10 protein-coding genes and 2 pseudogenes are annotated in these 17,740 nt (G+C 73.7%); 5 read left to right on the top strand and 7 right to left on the bottom strand.

The genetic code is table 11. The features are described from left to right. Positions 1-135, top strand: a pseudogene (locus ACIBAF_RS07140) (esterase); the annotation flags it as partial. Positions 136-155: 20 nt separating this feature from the next. Further along, positions 156-874: pseudogene (locus tag ACIBAF_RS07135) on the top strand (alpha/beta fold hydrolase). Positions 875-990: 116 nt separating this feature from the next. Here ACIBAF_RS07135 and ACIBAF_RS07130 read toward each other — a convergent pair. Both ACIBAF_RS07130 and ACIBAF_RS07125 read right to left on the bottom strand, forming a co-directional pair. Further along, positions 991-1,944: a TIGR01777 family oxidoreductase gene (locus ACIBAF_RS07130; RefSeq protein ID WP_399462112.1), complete on the bottom strand. Its 954-nt coding sequence runs from the start codon at positions 1,942-1,944 to the stop codon at positions 991-993. A gap of 95 nt (positions 1,945-2,039) precedes the next feature. Beyond that, entirely contained in the window at positions 2,040-4,079 is a 2,040-nt protein-coding gene (locus ACIBAF_RS07125; protein WP_399462111.1) for a flavin monoamine oxidase family protein, read from the bottom strand. A 279-nt stretch (positions 4,080-4,358) separates the two neighbouring features. Between ACIBAF_RS07125 and ACIBAF_RS07120 the strand changes: the two genes are divergently transcribed. Genes ACIBAF_RS07120 through ACIBAF_RS07110 form a run of 3 tightly spaced genes read left to right on the top strand, consistent with a single transcriptional unit; the run spans position 4,359 to position 7,835 of the window. After that, a complete protein-coding gene (locus tag ACIBAF_RS07120) occupies positions 4,359-6,419 on the top strand; it encodes a discoidin domain-containing protein (RefSeq protein WP_399462110.1) in 2,061 nt (686 codons plus the stop codon). A gap of 22 nt (positions 6,420-6,441) precedes the next feature. Beyond that, positions 6,442-7,038 carry a TetR/AcrR family transcriptional regulator gene (locus ACIBAF_RS07115; RefSeq protein ID WP_399462109.1) on the top strand — a complete coding sequence of 199 codons (597 nt, stop codon included), beginning with the start codon at positions 6,442-6,444 and terminating at the stop codon, positions 7,036-7,038. Between the two features lie 50 nt (positions 7,039-7,088). Then, positions 7,089-7,835 carry a hypothetical protein gene (locus ACIBAF_RS07110; RefSeq protein WP_399462108.1) on the top strand — a complete coding sequence of 249 codons (747 nt, stop codon included), beginning with the start codon at positions 7,089-7,091 and terminating at the stop codon, positions 7,833-7,835. Positions 7,836-7,845: 10 nt separating this feature from the next. Here the strand turns inward: ACIBAF_RS07110 and ACIBAF_RS07105 are convergent, their stop codons facing one another. The 5 genes from ACIBAF_RS07105 to ACIBAF_RS07085 are packed head-to-tail and all read right to left on the bottom strand — an operon-like array spanning position 7,846 to position 17,736. Continuing rightward, positions 7,846-9,189: a DUF6519 domain-containing protein gene (locus ACIBAF_RS07105; protein ID WP_399462106.1), complete on the bottom strand. Its 1,344-nt coding sequence runs from the start codon at positions 9,187-9,189 to the stop codon at positions 7,846-7,848. Positions 9,190-9,237: 48 nt separating this feature from the next. After that, a complete protein-coding gene (locus ACIBAF_RS07100) occupies positions 9,238-11,370 on the bottom strand; it encodes a hypothetical protein (protein WP_399462105.1) in 2,133 nt (710 codons plus the stop codon). Further along, positions 11,367-14,555, bottom strand: a complete 3,189-nt coding sequence (locus ACIBAF_RS07095) for a putative baseplate assembly protein (protein ID WP_399462104.1) — start codon at positions 14,553-14,555, stop codon at positions 11,367-11,369. Before ACIBAF_RS07095 ends, ACIBAF_RS07100 begins: the two co-directional genes overlap by 4 nt. Beyond that, positions 14,552-17,374, bottom strand: coding sequence for a putative baseplate assembly protein (locus ACIBAF_RS07090; protein ID WP_399462103.1), 2,823 nt, complete (start codon positions 17,372-17,374; stop codon positions 14,552-14,554). The genes ACIBAF_RS07095 and ACIBAF_RS07090 overlap by 4 nt, the downstream gene beginning before the upstream one ends. Continuing rightward, positions 17,371-17,736, bottom strand: coding sequence for a GPW/gp25 family protein (locus ACIBAF_RS07085; RefSeq protein WP_399462120.1), 366 nt, complete (start codon positions 17,734-17,736; stop codon positions 17,371-17,373). The genes ACIBAF_RS07090 and ACIBAF_RS07085 overlap by 4 nt, the downstream gene beginning before the upstream one ends. Between the last annotated feature and the right edge of the window lie 4 nt (positions 17,737-17,740).

Here is a 17,740-nt window from a genome sequence, read left to right as displayed (position 1 = left end):
GTGCCCGTCACGGCGGTGCGCTTCCAGGGCATCATCCACGACTTCGTGATGCTCAACGCCCTGCGCTCGACGTACGCCGCCGAAGCCGCCATCACCCTGGCCGTCGGCACCCTGCACGACGCCCTGCACGTCTGACCCCAGGAGGCAGCACAGCCATGACCACCACCACGCCCACCGTCGTCCTGATCCACGGCGCGTTCGCCGACGCGCCAGCTGGTCCGGCGTCATCGCCGAGCTCCAGGGCTACGACATCCCCGTGATCGCACCGCCGAACCCGCTGCGCGGACTGGCCTTCGACGCCGCGTACGTGGCCTCCGTCGCCGCTCAGATCGACGGCCCGGTGATCCTCGTCGGCCACTCCTACGGCGGCGCCCTGATCACCGTCGCCGGCGCCGCCGAGAACGTCGTCGGCCTCGTCTACGTCGCCGCCTACGTCCTGGAGGAGGGCGAGAGCCTCGGTGAGCTGCAGGGCCGCTTCCCGCTGTCGCCGCTGGTGAGCAACCTCAAGGAATGGACGTACCCGGTGCCGGGCGGCGACCCGGCCGTCGAGGTCACCATCGCCGAGGACGCCTTCCCGTCGGTGTTCGCCGCCGACGTGCCCGCCGGCGTCACCAAGATCCTCGCCGCGGCGCAGCGCCCGCTGGCCGCCGCCGCGTTCGAGGAGACCGCCGCCGCGGCCGCCTGGAAGACCAAGCCGTCCTGGGCGCTGATCGCCGCCGCGGACGAGGCGATCAACCCCGACGTGGAGCGCTTCGGCGCCCAGCGGGCCGGGGCGACGGTCGTCGAGCTCGAGGGCGCCTCACACGCCGTCGCCGTCTCCCGGCCGAAGGAGGTCGCGGATCTGATCCGCGACGCGGTGCGCGCGACGAGCTGACGCCCCGCCGCTCAGGACAGCCGCGCGGACGTGACCCCCTGTGCGCGTCCGCGCGGCCCCACGAAGACAAGCGGCCGCACGAAGAAGCACCGGCCCGGGGGCGGTCGGGCGGGCCGTCAGCGGATGCGCACCCGTCGTACGAGGTCGGCGGCGGCCTCCGGCCACTCGGGGTGGTCGAAGGAGAAGCCCGCGTCGAGCAGACGGCCGGGGACGACGCGGCGGCTCTTGAGGAGCAGTTCGGTGTCCGAGCGCAGGGCGAAGGCGCCGAGTTCGGCCATCCACTTCGTGGCGGGCAGGCCGACCGGGGCTCCCCAGGCGCGGCGCAGGGCGCGCATGAAGGCGCGCTGGGGGAGGGGAGCGGGCGCGGCCAGGTTCACCGGTCCGGCGAGGTCGTCGCGGGCGACGAGGAACTCGACGGCGCGGACGAAGTCGTGGTCGTGGATCCACGACACGTACTGCGCGCCGCCCGCGACCGGGCCGCCGAGCCCGAGCCGCGCCAGCCGCAGCAGGACGTCGAACACCCCGCCCCGGTCGGGGCTCATCACCATCGCGGAGCGCAGGGCTGCCTTGCGGGTGTGCGGGGTGTCGGCCTGCTCCTGCTCCCGCTCCCAGGCGGTCGCGATGTCGACGCTGTAGCCCCAGTAGCCCGGGACGCCGGGTTCGCTGCCGCCGATCATGCCGGTGGCCTCGTCGTTCGGGGCGTCGAACCGGTGGGCGTAGACGGTGGCGGTGCTCATCTGCAGCCAGACCTTCGGCGGCCGCGCCGCGGCGGCGATCGCCTCGCCCACGACCCGGGCCGAGTCCACCCGCGAGTCCATCATGGCCTTCAGGTTGACGGGGGTGTAGCGGCAGCTGACGCTGCGGCCGGCCAGGTTGACCACGACGTCGCTGCCGTCGATCGCCTCCGTCCAGGGGCCGAGGGTCCTGCCGTCCCACGCGACCTCGCCCCCGGGCTCGCCCCGGCCCGTGGGCCGCCTGCTCAGCACCACGACCTCGTGTCCGGCCGCAGTGAGCGCGCGGCGCAGAACGGTTCCCACCTGTCCGGTCCCACCGGGCAGCACGATCTTCATGAGTAGGGTCCCCTCCCTGTCAGAAGAGGACCCTACCCCTTATTTGAACGCGTTCAAAACTGTGCGGGTTCTCGGTTCTCGAGATCCTCGGGCTCTCAGGCCAGATGCGCCTCCAGCGCGGCCCGCACCCCCGACTCCAGCGCGCCCTCGATCCACGACGGCTTGACCGAGGTGTGGTCGCCCGCGAAGTGCAGCGGGCCCTCGACCGTGCGGATGGCGGTCAGCAGCTCCGTGTGCTGGCCGGGGAGCAGCACGGACGCCTCCCCGTAGGCGTACGGGTCGCGCAGCCAGCTCTGGGTGCGGCCCGCGCCCGTGTAGAACACCTCGACGCGCTGGCCGTAGACCTGCTGCAGTCCGCGCAGGGCGTGCGGATACCGTGCGTCGTCGTCGAGGGAGTCCCAGCGGGACGCGTCGTCGGCCCAGCTGTAGGAGGCGAGGACGACGCCGCCCTCGCTGCCGGCGACCGGATGGGACGGGTTGATCATGAACCGGTTGGAGTTGTCGGAGACCGAGCCCCCGCCGACGATGTGCGCCGCCTCGGGCTGATCGCGGGTGGCCCACCGGTTGGCGGCGTAGTGCACCCGCTGCCCCGGCGTGATGTGGCCGGACGGCGCCGACGGGTGCACGCCCAGCAGGCTCCCGTCGGCCGGCGCCTTCCCCGACCGGTACTCCTCGTACAACCCCGGCCGCACGGCGTGCAGTTCACGCTTCCAGTCGTCCTCGGTGAACTCCCACCAGCGGCGGCTGAACTCCAGCAGCACCTTGGTCGCGCTGTCGTAGTGCAGCTCCGCGACGGCCCGCCGCTTCTTGTACGACATCAGCGGGCTGACCTGCACCTGCCGCAGTCCCGAGAACGGCACCGTGACGATCGCGAGGTCGGCGGTGAACTCCTCGCGCACCACCGGGCTGTCGCGGCCCTCGGAGACGGTGTCGATCCACACGTGCGGTCCGTCGGCGTGCACGTGCGAGGTGTTGTCGTTGCCCTGGCGGTCCGGCGCCCAGTACTCGATGTGCGTGGCGCGCCGGTCGAGCCGGAGCACGTCGGCGACCTCCTTCAGCAGCGCGTCCGGGAGGGTGGCCGTACCGCCGACCAGCTCCCAGAACTCGGTGTCCGGGCTGATCAGCGAGGCGCTGATGAAGCTGTGGATGAAGGACAGCGGCAGTCGGGAGGTGAGGTTCTCCAGTGTGCCGACCAGGTCGATGGTCCGTTCGTCGAGGCCCGCCTCCTCGGTCAGGAACCGGTACATCGACCAGTCCCCGAACCGCTGCACCACCCGCGCCCACCCGCGCACCCGCTCCGGCAGCGGCTTGTCGACCCGCTTCCCGTCGGAGCCGACGGTGCTGAACTCGTTGCGCACGGGGTCCAGCGCCTCGCGCAGGATGGTCCCGGACGGGGTGTCCCAGAACGTGCGCGGCACGCCGAAGGACCGGTTGATCCTGCGCGGGGACTTCGCGTACTCGGAGCGACGCATGCGGACGCCGTTGACGTGCAGCCAGGCGTTGTTGACGGGCTTGCCGTCCGCGTCGACGTCCACGAGATGGAACCGGCGCTTCTTGACGCCCAGTTGGTCGATCAGGCCCATCACCAGCGGGTGGCTGCCGGGCAGCCGCATGGCGCCCGCCTCCGCGTACTGTGCCGCGTCGGCGAACGCCTGCGCCGCGTGCTCGTGTCCGCCGGTGCGGAACGTCTTGATGCGGCCGCCGACCCGGTTGCCGTTGGCCTCCACGAGGGTGACGTGGTGCCCGGCGCGCTTCAGCAGCCAGGCGGCCACGAGTCCGGCGGGCCCGGCGCCGATCACCAGCACCTTCTTGGCGGTCTTCGTCCTCGCCCGGGGCAGGCCGCCGTCGAGGACCTTCTTGTATCCCGGCACGAGCGGCCGGTCGTTCTCGTCGACCACCAGGAGTGCTCGGGCGACGGCCAGGCAGGTCGCCCAGTCGGCGGTGGATTTCGGCGGGCAGCCGGTCTGTCGGGGAACGGCCGTGGCCGGGGCCGCGACGGTGAGCGCGGCGGCGGTCGAGGCCGTGGCCGCGGTGAACAGCCGGCGGGAGAGCGAGCCGGTTTCCGGGGACGAGGAGTCAGCGGGGTCTGCGGGGTCTGCGGGAACGGCGTCTACAGATGCACGCGAAGTGTCCATATGCCCTGGATACGGGCCAGTTGGAGGGCCGTGGCCCGCTCCGGGGGATCATCACCTGAACGTGTAAGCGCATCGACTTGCGCTGTGCAACCGGCAGGCGGGCTCGGGGGGTTTACGTCGGGCGCCCGCACTCATCAGGTCAAGCGTCCCGGACTATTGACTCGGAACGGAGTCTGTCGCGATCCTCGTCCCACCATCTTGCGCCGGTCATGACAACCTCATGGGCAGTCAAAACGCCCTCGTCGACCGCGCCTTCCGTCGAACCGAGGGACGTGGGCTGTGACTCCGACCGGACGCCCGTACCGCAGACGCCGAGACGTCACCGTCGTCTCGCTGCTCCTCCTCGTGCTCGCCACGGTCCTCGGCCCCACGCCGAGTTCGGCGGCCGGCGCGGACTGGTGGACGCCGACGGCCAGGCCGACCCCCGACTCCGGGATCAACGTCACGGGCGAGCCGTTCACCGGGACCGACTCCGCCGGGGAGGTGCGCGGGTTCGTCGACGCGCACAACCACCTGTTCTCCAACGAGGCCTTCGGCGGTCGGCTGATCTGCGGCAAGGTGTTCTCCGAGGAGGGCGTCGCCGACGCCCTCAAGGACTGTCCCGAGCACTACCCCGACGGCACGCTCGCGATCTTCGACTACATCACCCACGGCGGCGACGGGAAGCACGACCCGGTCGGCTGGCCGACCTTCAAGGACTGGCCGGCCTACGACTCGATGACCCACCAGGCGAACTACTACGCGTGGGTCGAGCGGGCCTGGCGCGGCGGGCAGCGGGTCCTCGTCAACGACCTCGTCACCAACGGCATGATCTGCTCCGTCTACCCGTTCAAGGACCGCAGCTGCGACGAGATGACCTCGATCCGGCTGCAGGCGAAGCTGGCCTACGACCTGCAGGCCTACATCGACAAGCAGTACGGCGGCGCCGGCCGGGGCTGGTTCCGGATCGTCCTCGACAGCGCGCAGGCGCGTGAGGTCGTCAAGCAGGGCAAGCTCGCGGTCGTCCTGGGCGTCGAGACCTCCGAGCCGTTCGGCTGCAAGCAGATCCTGGACATCGCGCAGTGCAGCAAGTCCGACATCGACAAGGGGCTGGACGAGCTGTACGGGCTGGGCGTGCGCAGCATGTTCCTGTGCCACAAGTTCGACAACGCGCTGTGCGGCGTCCGCTTCGACGAGGGCGGCCTCGGAACGGCCATCAACGTCGGGCAGTTCCTGTCGACCGGCACCTTCTGGCAGACCGAGAAGTGCACCGGGCCGCAGCACGACAACCCCATCGGCACCGCGGCGTCCGCGGCGGAGTCCGACCTGCCGGCGGGCACGGACGTCCCCACGTACGACGCGGACGCGCAGTGCAACACCCGTGGGCTCACCGCGCTCGGCGAGTACGCGGTGCGGGGCATGATGAAGCGCAAGATGATGCTGGAGATCGACCACATGAGCGTCAAGGCCACCGGCCAGGCGCTCGACATCTTCGAGGCCGCGTCCTACCCCGGAGTCCTCTCCTCGCACAGCTGGATGGACCTCAACTGGACCGAGCGGGTCTACTCGCTGGGCGGTTTCGTCGCCCAGTACATGCACGGCTCGCAGGCGTTCGCCGCGGAGGCCAAGCGCACGGACGCGCTGCGCGACAAGTACAAGGTCGGCTACGGCTTCGGCACCGACTTCAACGGCATCGGCGACCACCCGGCCCCGCGCGGCGCCAACGCCGCCAACAAGGTGACGTACCCCTTCAGGAGCGTCGACGGCGGCTCCGTCATCGACAAGCAGACCGTCGGACAGCGCACCTTCGACTTCAACACCGACGGCGGCGCCCAGGTCGGCATGATCCCGGACTGGATCGAGGACATCCGGCTCGTCGGCGGCCAGGACGTGGTGAACGACCTCTTCCGGGGCGCCGAGTCCTACCTCGGCACCTGGGGCTCGACCGAGCGGCACCAGGCCTCGGTCGACCTCGCCAAGGGGCGGACGGCCACGGCCAGTTCCGCCGAGTCCAACCCGTTCACCAGCTACCAGCCCGGCCGGGCCGTGGACGGCGACGACGACAGCCGCTGGGCCAGTGACTGGAGCGACGACCAGTGGTGGCAGGTCGACCTGGGCGCCACCAACCTGGTCTCCCGCGTCACCCTCGACTGGGAGCGCGCCTACGCCAGGTCGTACCGCATCGAACTCTCCACGGACGGCGTGAACTGGACGACCGCCTGGTCCACCGCCTCCGGCGACGGCGGCCTGGACACGGCCAGGTTCACCGGCGCCCCGGCCCGCTACGTCCGCATCCACGGCCTGGACCGCGGCACCGAATGGGGATACTCGCTGTACGACGTGGGCGTCCACAGCGCCTGAGGCACGAAGAGCGGGGACACCCATGGCACGCATGCCGTCGGCCGAGCGGCGCAGACAGCTGACCGAAGCGGCGATCCGAGCGATGGCCCGGGACGGCGTCCCGAAGACGACCACCCGGTCCATCGCCGCCGAAGCCGGCGTGTCCCTGAGCGTCTTCCACTACTGCTTCGACTCCAAGCAGGCCCTCGTCGAGTCCGTCATCACGACGCTCACCGGCCACTCGGTGAGCGTCGTGAAGGAGGCGATCCGGCCCAGAAGCACCCTGGAGGAAACGGTCCGGGCCGGCTTCCAGGCGTACTGGGACCATGTCCGGGCCCACCCCGACGAACACATGCTGACCTACGAACTCACCCAGTACGCCCTGCGCCAGCCCGGGTTCGAGCATCTGGCGCGCCGGCAGTACGAGTCGTACGAGGAGGCGTACGCCGCGCTCATCGAGGAGCTGTGCCGGAGCATGGACCTCCGGCTCGGCGTCCCCGTGCCCGTCCTGGCACGCTATCTGGCCGCCATGACCGACGGCCTGACCCTCAACTACCTCGTGCTCGGCGACGCGGCCGCCTGGACCGACATCCTCGACACGGTCACCGCGCACGTCGCAGGCCTCGTCAGGGCCTGCTGAAACCAGAAACGCGCAAATGGCGCGGGAGCGGGATCGGCGTCAGGATGGAAGTGGCGAAGGTCTTTGTGACGGTCTTCTCGCAGGAGGACACCACCGTGGACGGCGCCTGGATGTGTGAGAGGTGCGGTGCCGAGGCGCCGCCGGACGCACAGCGGTGCCGCCGCTGCGGCGCCTGGCTCCCGGCGTACGTGGAGGACGACCATCCGCGGCCCCGGCGCCCGTGGCGGCGGCGGATCCACCTCCGCACGGAGGAGGTGCACCAGCCCACAACCCCCGTCCAGCGCACGGAAACCGTGTACGAGGAAACGCGGCACGAGGGAACGCGGCACGGGAGCACTGAATACGGGAGCACGCAGTACGGGAGCACGCAGTTCGAGCGGCCCCGGGACGAATCCCGTCACCGCCCCGTACCGGTCGGCGCCCTGGAGGGCAGCGGCACCGTCTACGGCGTGGCGCGCATGGTGCGGATGCGCACCGAGGTGAGCGGCAGCGACGGTGACGTCGGCACGACGGTCGTGTGCAACTTCCGTCTGGAGATGCGCAATCGCGAGGGCCGTCCGATCGGGCTGGTGCCCGTGGAGATGCGCGGCGACCTGTTCGAGGGCGCCGTCAACGACGGGGACCGGGTGAAGGCGACGGGCCGGGCCAGAAACGGCACGCTGCGGGTCAAACAGCTGCGCAACCTGACCACGGGCGCCGAGGTCTCGGCCCGCAGCACCCCCGCGCTCGTGATCGCCGTCGTGATCGTGCTCTTCGTCGCCTGGCTGGTGTTCATCTTCGCGGTCACCGGGCGCTGACCGCGCGGCCCTACCGGCGATGCGACAAGGGCACCCGGAGGTCCACCACCCGGAAGTCGCCGCCCCGGGGCTCGATGTACGCGAGCGGGGCGTAGTGGTACGGGACTCCGTGGGGGCGGCGCCGCAGCGGCTGCCCCTGGCGGCTGTGCGGCCATTCGACGCCGGCGGTCAGCACCCGGGCCGGGATGAGCCAGTAGTCGCCGCGACGGTAGTTGCGGGGCTCTCCCTCACCGGGGTGGAACTGGACCTGGACGCCGTCCTCCAGCGGCAGCCACCTCCCCTCCCGGACGGGCAGGCCCATCTCGTCGCCCGCCGGTCCGTCGTCCCGCCCGCGCGCGCCGTGGTCCCAGCGGCGCAGGAACGGGCGCCGCCGCGGCGCCGGAGTCATGGGCGCGGGCTGGTCCAGTTCCACCCGGAGCCCGGCGTGGTCGACCTTCGTGACCGTGTACAGCAGACCGCAGTCCTCGTCGTAGCGGTCCGACGCCTGGCGGCACACGGCGGCGTCGTCGAGGAGTTCCACCACGTCGCCCGTCTCCACGCCCAGCTTGTCGTCCCGGCCCAGGGTCTCCAGCTCGACCGAGTTCTCGTCGACGGACCGGACCGGCAGGACCACGGAGCCGTTCTCCCGGGACCACTTGTACGTCGCCCACCCCTCGCTGCCGCCCCGGTGCACCTCCACCCGGTACAGCTGGTTCTCGGGCCCCCGGTACCCGGAGGACGCCGACGGGCCGTCGAGCGACGCGTCGTCGTCCTCGGGCTGCCCGGTCGCCGCGGAGAGCAGGCCGCGCGGCTCGAAGGCGCCGCGGACACGGTCCCGGAGGAAGCGCGAGGCGCTGCGCGGGTCGGGCACCGGCGAGTCGCCCTCCACCGGCAGCACGCACACCTGCCAGACCACCCGGCTGCGCGCGGTCGTGTCCGGCCCGTTCGGCCCGAGCGCCACCTCACGGATCCAGGGCGCCTCCCACGCGGTGACCAGGCGCTCCCACACCCTCAGGTACACCAGGAAGGGACCGGACGGCAGCCGGTCGTGGTCGGGGTCGAGGTGGCCGTCGGGCTGCTCCCAGTAGTCGGTGCCGTCGCATTCGCACAGGATGCCGTTGACGTACATGCGGCCCGGGGCCACGGCGAAGGTGTCGCCGTCGAAGGCGTCGACCCCGAAGCCGCCGAGGCCGTCGTGGTCGGGCGGGTACGCGGCGGGCCCCATGAGGTCGGTGGCCAGCGTGCGCAGATAGTGCAGGAGGATCGCCGTCTGCTCGTTGATGTCGGCGTCGAGCTGGACCCGGCCCTGCTGGGACAGCACGGCTGAGAACCGCCGAGCGGGATCGAAGATGACGCGGGAGAAGTCGCCGTGCATGGAGTGCTTCCTGCCTGGGCCGGGGGCGGACGGTGTCGGGGCGGTCGCTCACGTGACGAAGAACAGCGCCGGGTCGCATCCGGCCGGTGTGTACTCGGCCAGCCGGGTGCGGAGATTGTCCTCCCGCTGAGGCTGGAACAGGTGGTGCAGCGCGCCGGGTTCCGAGCCGTTGTCGCCCCCGCGGCGGATCGCCTCGGCGCAGTCGTCGGCGAGCCGGACATAGTCGGGGGAGCCGTACCGGGTGCCGGCGAAGCGCAGATCCCGGGCCCCGGAATGGTCGGGTTCACAGTGGAAGCGCGGTGGCGTCCACTTGGCCTTGGACGGCAGCCAGCAGAACCGTACGGAACCCCGGTCCCGCCGTTCGATCCGCACCTCGCCGGAGAGCAGGCAGTTCTCCAGCAGCTCCACGGCCCGGGCCCGCACGGCGCCGATGACGGTGGTGCGGCGGGCCGTGAGCAGGACGTCGGCCGGGTCGCCGTCGGGGTCGCCGAGCGCCGGCGCCTCGCTCAGCGTCGCGTCCAGCACGCTGTCGTACACCTCCACCCGGCGCGGCTCCCGCGCACCGTGGCGGGCGGCCACCGTCACCGGGCCGAGGACGCTGTGGTGGATCTCGGTGCGGACCGGGCAGTCGGCGGCGATGTCCAGACTCGGCGCCCCGGGCGCCAGGGGCGTGCCCCGGGACTCCAGTTCCCAGCCCGGCACGAAGGTGCAGTGCCGGACGACGAGACGGCCCACGGCGCCCCGTACCCGCACCCCGCCGCCGGTCACCAGCAGCCCGTCGAGGACGAGCGACGTCGCCTCGCCGCGGGGCCCGGCCGGACCGCCGCTGACCGTCAGCGCGCGGCCCTCGCCGTGCCGGCCGGTGAGCCGGACGACCGGGCGGACGCCGTCCGCGGCGCGCACGGTGAGCCGGTCCCCCGGGTCGAGGCGGATGTCGGTCAGGTCCTCGTACACCTCGTTGGCGGTGATCTCCACGATCGCCTCCGCCTTGAGCTCGTGCGCCCGCTTCTCCGCCCGCCAGCGGCCGATCGCGTCGGCGATGCTGTGGTGGGCCTCGCCGGGACCCACCCGGTAGCGTTCCTCGGGGCCGACCGTCGCCGGCTCGGGGCGGGGGTACTCGCCGCCGCCGAGGTCGCCGGAGAACGCGTGGTGGTACGTCACCCGCACCCCGTGCGCGGGGGCCGTGCCCGGCGGGAGCATCAGCCGGCCGAGGACCGGGTCGACGGCGACCTCCTCCCCGGCGGGGCGAAAGCGCCAGTGGGAGAGGTCCGCGACGACGATCCGGTCCAGCCCCACCACGTCCCTCACCGCGTCGGGGCCGGTCCACACGCACAGGCTCTTGCGGGGCCCGTAGGAGTCGTACAGCCGGTCCGTCAGGGCCCTGCGGCCGATGGGCTCCGGGACGTTCGTCTCGTCCGCGATGTGGAAGCTCGACGGCTCGGGCACCGGCGCGGTGAACAGGGGCGTGTCGACGGCGAGCACGTTGAACGTGTAGCAGGCCCGCTCGCGGTCCAGGCAGTACGCGGGGGCCCGGGTCACCGCGTACGTGCGCAGCCGCCACAGGTGCAGGCCGACGGAGTGCAGACCGTACCGGCCGACCCGGCGGGCCGAGTCCGCGCGCGGCGCCTCCACGGTGCGGGCCACGGTGTCGAACGGCCCGCCCAGCCGGTCCAGCGCCCCCGCGTCCCGTACGTCGACCAGGGCGCCGCGCGCCAGTCTGCGGTCCGCGTCGGCGCCGTCGCAGGTATAGCGGCGCACGGGCTGGGTGACGCACAGCAGCCGCCGGTACTCCACCACCCGGGCGGGCCACCCGGCCACCGCCGACGCCAGGTCCTCCAGCAGCGCCAGGGTGCCCTTGCGGCGCCGGTTGACGACGGTGTCGGCGACGTCCCGGCGGGGCACGGCGGCGGCCGGCATGCCGCTCGCCCGGACGGCGTCGTCGGACAGGGCGGCGGCGATCTGGGGCAGGATCTCGTAGCCGACGAGGTCGCCGACGTAGGGCGTCACCCAGTCCTCGCAGGTCTCGATGAACCAGTTGTCGTACAGGCGCTCGATGTCCTCCTGGACGACCGTCACCTGTTCGGCGACGATCGTCAGCAGCGTCCGCAGCGGGCCGCCCTGCTCCGCGTCGCGCCCGCGGACCACGGCCGGCAGCAGCGCGTACAGCTCGTCCGGGGTCATGGAATCCTCCGCAGGATCAAGGAGCCGGGCACGGCCGGGTCCAGCAGCACCAGTTGGGCGGGGCGCAGCGCCAGCCGCGGCGGGGCGGTCGGGGCGGGCGCGTCCGGGGCGCTCCCGCGGGGGAGCAGGACCGTGGGCGCCTGCGACGCGTCGACGACGTCGCCCGGGCCCGCCGGCGTGCTTCCCGGGCCGGCGCCGGACGGCGAGCGGTCGCGCACCGCGCGCGGGCCGGCCGGCAGCGCCGGGACGAAGGCGGCGACCGCGGGGTGCTGCGCGAACCGGACGACGTCGGCCGGGTCGGAGCCCTCCGGGAACCCTCCGAAGGCGTCCAGGTCCACGAAGTCGACGCCGGGCACCGCCTGCGCGGTGGCGACGACCGCGCTGTCGTACACGGGATGGCCCAGATACGCCCCGTCGAAGCCCAGCCGGGCGACCAGCGCCTCGCGCACCCGCTGCTCGACCTTCTCCGGGAGATGACCGGCGGCCGTACGGACGCCGAGCACCACCACCAGCCGGACCCGTTCACAGGGCTCCACCCGCACCGCCAGCGCCGGGTCGCCGTACCGGCGCAGCGCCGAGCGCAGCGCGCCCAGCAGCGGGGAGGAGGCGTCCAGCGGGGCGTCGTCCACGGCGACGACGGTGACGTGCACGACCGGCCGGCCGCCGTCCACACAGCGGTGGGCCACGGCCTGACCCACGCCCGCGAAGGCACGGGCGAAGGACTGGTAGTCGGCCGTCGACACCAGTCGGTCGAACGCCGCCAGCCGCAACGGGATCGCCTGCCGCATCCGCGCCCGGCCGTCGGCGTCCGCCCCGCCCGTCGCCGGCAGCGGGTTGGTGACCGCGCTGACCCCCAAGGGCCTGCTCACCAGCTGGTTGATCCGACCGGCGGCGACATTGCCCGCGCGTCCGCCGCCGACGCGGTAGCGGGCGGTGACGTTCTCCGTGCCGGTCGGCGGACGCGCGCCGTGCCGGCCGTCGCCGAACTCCACCGCCGCCGTCCCGTCGGCGCCCGCGCGCACCCGGAACACCTGGTCGGCCGGCCCCTCGTCGCCCAGGTCCGCGGTCCGTCGCCACGCCACGTCGTCGACCCGGACGGTGAGGTCCTCCGCACCGCCGTCGGCGCTCACCGACGGCAGCCACACCAGCGGGCTGCGCCGCAGCCGGAAGACCTGCCCCGCCCGGCCGGCGTCCCCGCTGCCGAGCACCTCGGCGACGGTCTCGCCCGCGGTCGCCGTGACCACGTTGCCGTGCACGACGACGGTGTCGCGCCGGTAGCGGTGCGCGAGCGGGGAGGTCAGCAGCAGGGTCGTGCGCACCCGGTCGTCGAACGAGGTCCCGTCGAAGGCGTGGCGTACGCCCGCCAGGACGGCGAGCTCCGCGCCCGCCACTCCCGGCCCGCCGTCGGGCACGACGTCCGTGCGCTGCCCCGAGACGACGATCAGCCTGCCGGGGGTCAGCCCCTCGAACGTGCCGTCCAGGGCGATGGCGTGGCCCGACACGTCCGTGGGATCGGGCGGGGCGGTCAGGACGAGCGGCTCGCCCGCCGCCCACACGGTGGTGGCCCGCCGCACGGTCATGTCCTCGCAGTCCTCGGTCCACGGCTCGGCCAGCCGCAGCCGCGTCACCCGTACCGCGTCCACGTCGTTGGCGACGGACAACTGGCCGACCTCGACGACCCGGACGACCCGGGTGCGCGGCCGGCCCGCCACCCGCACCGCGATCCAGCTGCCCGGCTGGATCTCCTCGTGCACCGCGTCGAGGAGCAGGACGTCGTGCGGCAGCGGGCCGCCGCCCTCCGCCCGGGGCGGCGTCGCCCCCCGCAGCAGCCGCTGGACGCGGGCGTCGTCCGGGATCGAGGCGCCCAGCGGGGTGGCCGTGACCCGGAAGTGGTACACGCCCGGCGCGGTCACCGGGGGCGCGACCGCGGACAGCGCCTCGTAGTAGGACGCGCCGACGCCGGGCCGGTGCTCCGCGAGAAGGCGGGGCAGCGCGTCGGATCCGGCGCCCAGGGCGTCGGTGACCGCGCGCGGGGTCCGGCGCGGCGGGGCGCCCCGGCCCGCGCCCCGGCCCAGTGCGTCCAGCAGCGGGTCCACCGCGTGCTGCACCCGCCCCGCCGGGTCGGCGAGGTCCCGCAGCAGCGCCCGGCCCCCCGCCGCCGCAGCCCGCTCCGGCGCCTCCTTGAGACGGCGCACGGCGTCCTGGACGGTCTCCAGCCGTGCGGCGGCCCGCTCGGTCAGCTTGTCGACGTCCAGCTCGCCGCCGACACCGGCGAGACGTTCCTTCAGCCGCCGCAGCCTGCGGTCGAGCCGGGCCGCGAAGGTGTCCGGGTCGCGCAGCTCCTCGGCGCGCTCACGCACGTCGCGCAGCAGCGTCAGCAGCTCCTCGAACGGGCCCTCGGCCCGCGCCCGGCGCGCCGCGTCCTCCATGTCCTCCCGCAGCGCGTCCACCGCGTGGTCCAGCTGCCGGGGCGGGTCCGGCACCCGCAGCAGCACGGTGGTCCGCCCCCGCGCCGGATCGGGTTTCGCGCTCTTCACCACCCGCGTGAGGTTCAGCCGGGCGTCGGGGTAGGCGAACAGCAGCCGGTCACCGGGGCGCAGGGCGGCCTGGACCCCGTCGACGTCGAGGGACGGAACGCGGGTCGCGACGGCGGGCGTGAGGGCGGGCGGCCAGGTGGCGCGCACCGGCAGCCGGTTCCACTCCGCCCGCGCGGTGAGGTCCTCGGCGGTCTCGAAGATCACCGGAAGCGCGCCGGGCTCGGGCTCGCTCTTGACCTGCGACCCGGCCGGCACGACACACGACGCGCCCGGATCCAGCGTGTAGGCGAGGTGGGCGGCGGCCGCGAGCGCCGGGCGCGGCCGGTGCCCGACCAGCCGCCCGAGCCGCACCAGCGACTCGTGCTCCGCCGCGGTGCGCAGAAACCCCTCGTCGGCGATCCGCTCCTGATAGAAGGTCAGCACGTCGGCGACGACGGCCCACGCGTCGAGCAGGGCGATCGACGGATCGTCCGGCTCCCGCGTCGTCAGCCCCTCCAGGGGCGCGTGGTCGTCGCCGGTGACGGGCAGCCGGGCCAGCATCGCGTCGAGGAACTGCCGGTGGACGCCCACCCGGTAGGACAGCGCGGGCAGCCCGGGACGGTTCCACACCGGCGCCGGACCGCGTCGGCCGGCGGAGCAGTCGGTCATCGTCCACCTCGCAGCCGCAGGGTCAGCCATCCGTTCTCCTGACGGGCGACGTCGCCGTCGAGCCGGGGAACCTCCAGCGGACGCATCCTCAACTCCCCGGACGGCGGCACGTCCGGCCCCTCCCGCTCCCCGCCGAGACCGTGGATCCGGCGCAGCCGGGTGACCTCGGCGTGCCGCACACCCGGCACGCCCATGCACAGCGCCACCAGGACACTGGACCGCACCGGCGTGCCGAACGTCAGCTCCGCCGGGTCGAAGAAGCCCGGCTCGGGCTCGACCCCGCCCCGGCGTCCCGGCAGGAAACGGCGCAGCAGCGCCTCGCGCACATCGGCGGTGACGTAGTGCGGGTCGATGAGCACGTCAAGGCCCACCTGGAGCGGCACCAGCAGCGCGGGCCGGGTGACGACGTCGTGCCCGATGCGCCGGTAGCGGTGCAGCCAGGCCCGCACCTCCTCCAGCAGCGCCGCCGACGGCACGGCCGCGCCGGCCGGGTCGATGGCCACCTCGGCCTCGTGCCAACTGCCGTTCCAGCGCAGCGAGGCGGTGGCGCGCTGCACGTCGGGACGGCCCGTGGCGAGGGCTGCGTAGTCCTCGGCGGTGACCGCGCGCAGCAGCGTGCGGAAGGGGGCGTGCGGGGCGGCCAGCCGCACCTGGGCCAGGGACTCCGGATCGGTGCCGCCGGTCGCCGGCACCGGGTTGCGCACCCGCGTGACGCCCGCCAGAAGTGCGGAGCCGCGGTGGGCGATCCGGTTGACGGCCTCGCTGCCCGCGTTGCCGGACCGGCCGTTGCCCACCCGGTAGAAGGCGTACATCCCGGTTCCCGGGCGCGGCGCCCGGCCGCACCGGTCGTCGCCGAAGCGCAGGGCGAGCCCCCCGTCGTCGTCGGTCTCGGCCACCAGATGCCGGTCATGGGGGCCGCTCGACAGCAGGTCCCGGCGCGGGGTCCAGACCGGCCCGTTCCCCGGATGCTCCCGGAGGTACAGCGCGGGCAGCGCCTCGCGGGGATCGGGGCGCAGGGCGCTGCTCGCCGGGCCGTGCAGTGCCGGGTCGGCGGGGTCCAGCCCGGCGGCGGCCCGCTCGCCCCAGGTCTGCTTGAGCTCCCAGCCCGCGTCGTCAAGGTCGAGCACATATCCGGCCCGGGCGCGCAGCGCGAGCGTCTCCAGGCGGCGCAGCCTGCGCTCGAAGAACTCGTCGAAGAGGGAGAGGAAACGGGCGGCCGCGCCGCGGCGGTCGGCGTCGTCGGCGAGCCCGGCGAAGTCGTCGAGGAACGACGCCCCGAACAGGGCCGTCAGCAGCTCACGGCTCTCCGGCTGGAGCTCGGACACCCCGTGGTGCAGATCCCGCAGACCGTCCCGTGCCCTGGTCGCAAGGCTCCCCAGCCGCCGTGCCTGCGCCGCGGCCAGGTCGGCCGGCAGCGGGTACGGCGGGGACCAGGTCACGGGCCTGCCGCGCAGCGTCACCGGCCGGGACCGGACCGGCGAGGCGTCCCCCGTCCCGGCCGCCGCCCCCGGCGCCTGGACGAGCTCGCCGGCCTTGTCGTCGGGGAGCCAGTCGATGCCGAGGCCGTGTTCGACGAGGAGGGCGTTGCCGCGGGCCACGACGGTCGCGCCCGGCCGCCCGCCGGGTTCCTCCGGGTTGCGCACACACAGCGGGAAGGCGAGGGCGTCCTCGGCGGCCCAGGCGATCTTCACGACCGCCTTGCCGGTGTTCGCGTCGACGTCCCGCATCGCGCGGGTGAGCCGGACGGCCTGCCGGTGAGCGGGGTCGGGCTCACTGTCGCCCGGCCCCCGCGTCTCCTCCAGGACGAGCAGATCGCCGCTCCTCAGCTTCAGCACCCGGTGTCTGCCGTCGCCGTCGAGGAGAGCGGCCCGGGTGGTCCCCACGGGCAGTGCGAACTCGTCCTTCCCCCAGGCCCACAGCAGTACCTCGTTGTGTTCGGGCAGCAGCTGGACCCGGCGCCGCTCCAGCGGCTGGTAGGCCGGATGCCGGGACGCGACGAGGGCCTCCTGTGAGATCACCGGGCTGCGCGGCCGGTCCGCCTGCTGCGGGAACTCGTCCTCGGACTGTGCCGTGAACGCCAGATCGTGGGTGTCCACGGCCAGTTCCATGGTCGTCTCCACACAGACGACCGTGCGGGCCGCGCAGCCGTCGTGCATCGGATAGCCGACCAGCCGCGCATGGCGCCGCACGGAGGTCCGCAGCCGCGCGGTGTCCAGGTACGCCTCGGTGGCCACGGCGTCCTGCTGGTAGCTGAGCCGGTCCCCGACATGGGCCAGCAGCTCCACCAGGGTGACCCAGAGGTCCGGGGCGTGCCGTTCGGTCCACCGCGGCAGGGTGAGCGAGAGCCGCTCCAGGAGCAGCCGGCGGAAACTGGCGTAGTCCTTGGCCAGGTAGTCGATCGCCGGGGCGGGGCCGGCCGGCGGCCCGCCCGGCTCAGCGGCCCTCGGGGCAGGGCGCGGGGGGTGGCCGCCGGTCGGGTGGAAGGTGAAGTCCGCATGGTCGTGGCCGCCGTGGAAGCCCCGCCCCAGCACCCGCAGCCGGTACGTGGAGTCGTCGCCCGGCCGGTCCAGGGTCAGCCGCAGCCGAGTCCCCCCGCCGTTCTCGCGCTCCGGCCCGGAGTCCGGGCGGACCCGCAGGACGCGGATGCCGACGACCCGCCGTCCGCCCTCGACGACGAACCGGGTGCGGTCCACGCCCGGTGGGAGCACCCCGACGAAGGTGACGGTCAGCGTGCGCCGGTCCGGCTCCGCCCACACCTCCCGGATACCGGCCGGCCCGTCCGCCCTCAGACCCTCGTACGGGCCGTCCAGCACCGTCATGAGGGAGTCCCCCCGCCCGTGACCGTGGCGGTGAGGCTCTCGCCCGTCGCCGTCAGGACGTACGCCACATGCACCCGCAGCGTCGCCTCCTGCGACGTCACCGTGACCGACTCCACCGTGAGCACATCGCCGAGCCAGCGCTGCAGGGCCGCCTGGGCGGTCATCTCCAGGGTCGCGGCGAGCTCGGGACTGTTCCCGGCGAAGACCAGGTCGAGGAGGTTGCAGCCGAAGTCGGGCCGGTTCACCCGTTCACCGGGACTGGTGAAGAGGACCAGCTCCACCATGTCCCGGACATGACCGGCGTGGTCGACGCGCGCCGTGCGGCCCCGGGCGTCGACCCGGTAGGGGAAGTCGATGTCCATCGCG

This window comes from Streptomyces sp. NPDC051677 (genome assembly GCF_044453465.1).
Taxonomy (GTDB): Bacteria; Actinomycetota; Actinomycetes; order Streptomycetales; family Streptomycetaceae; genus Streptomyces.
Note: the sequence above shows the minus strand (reverse complement) of the source record. Positions and strands in the feature narration are given on the sequence as shown.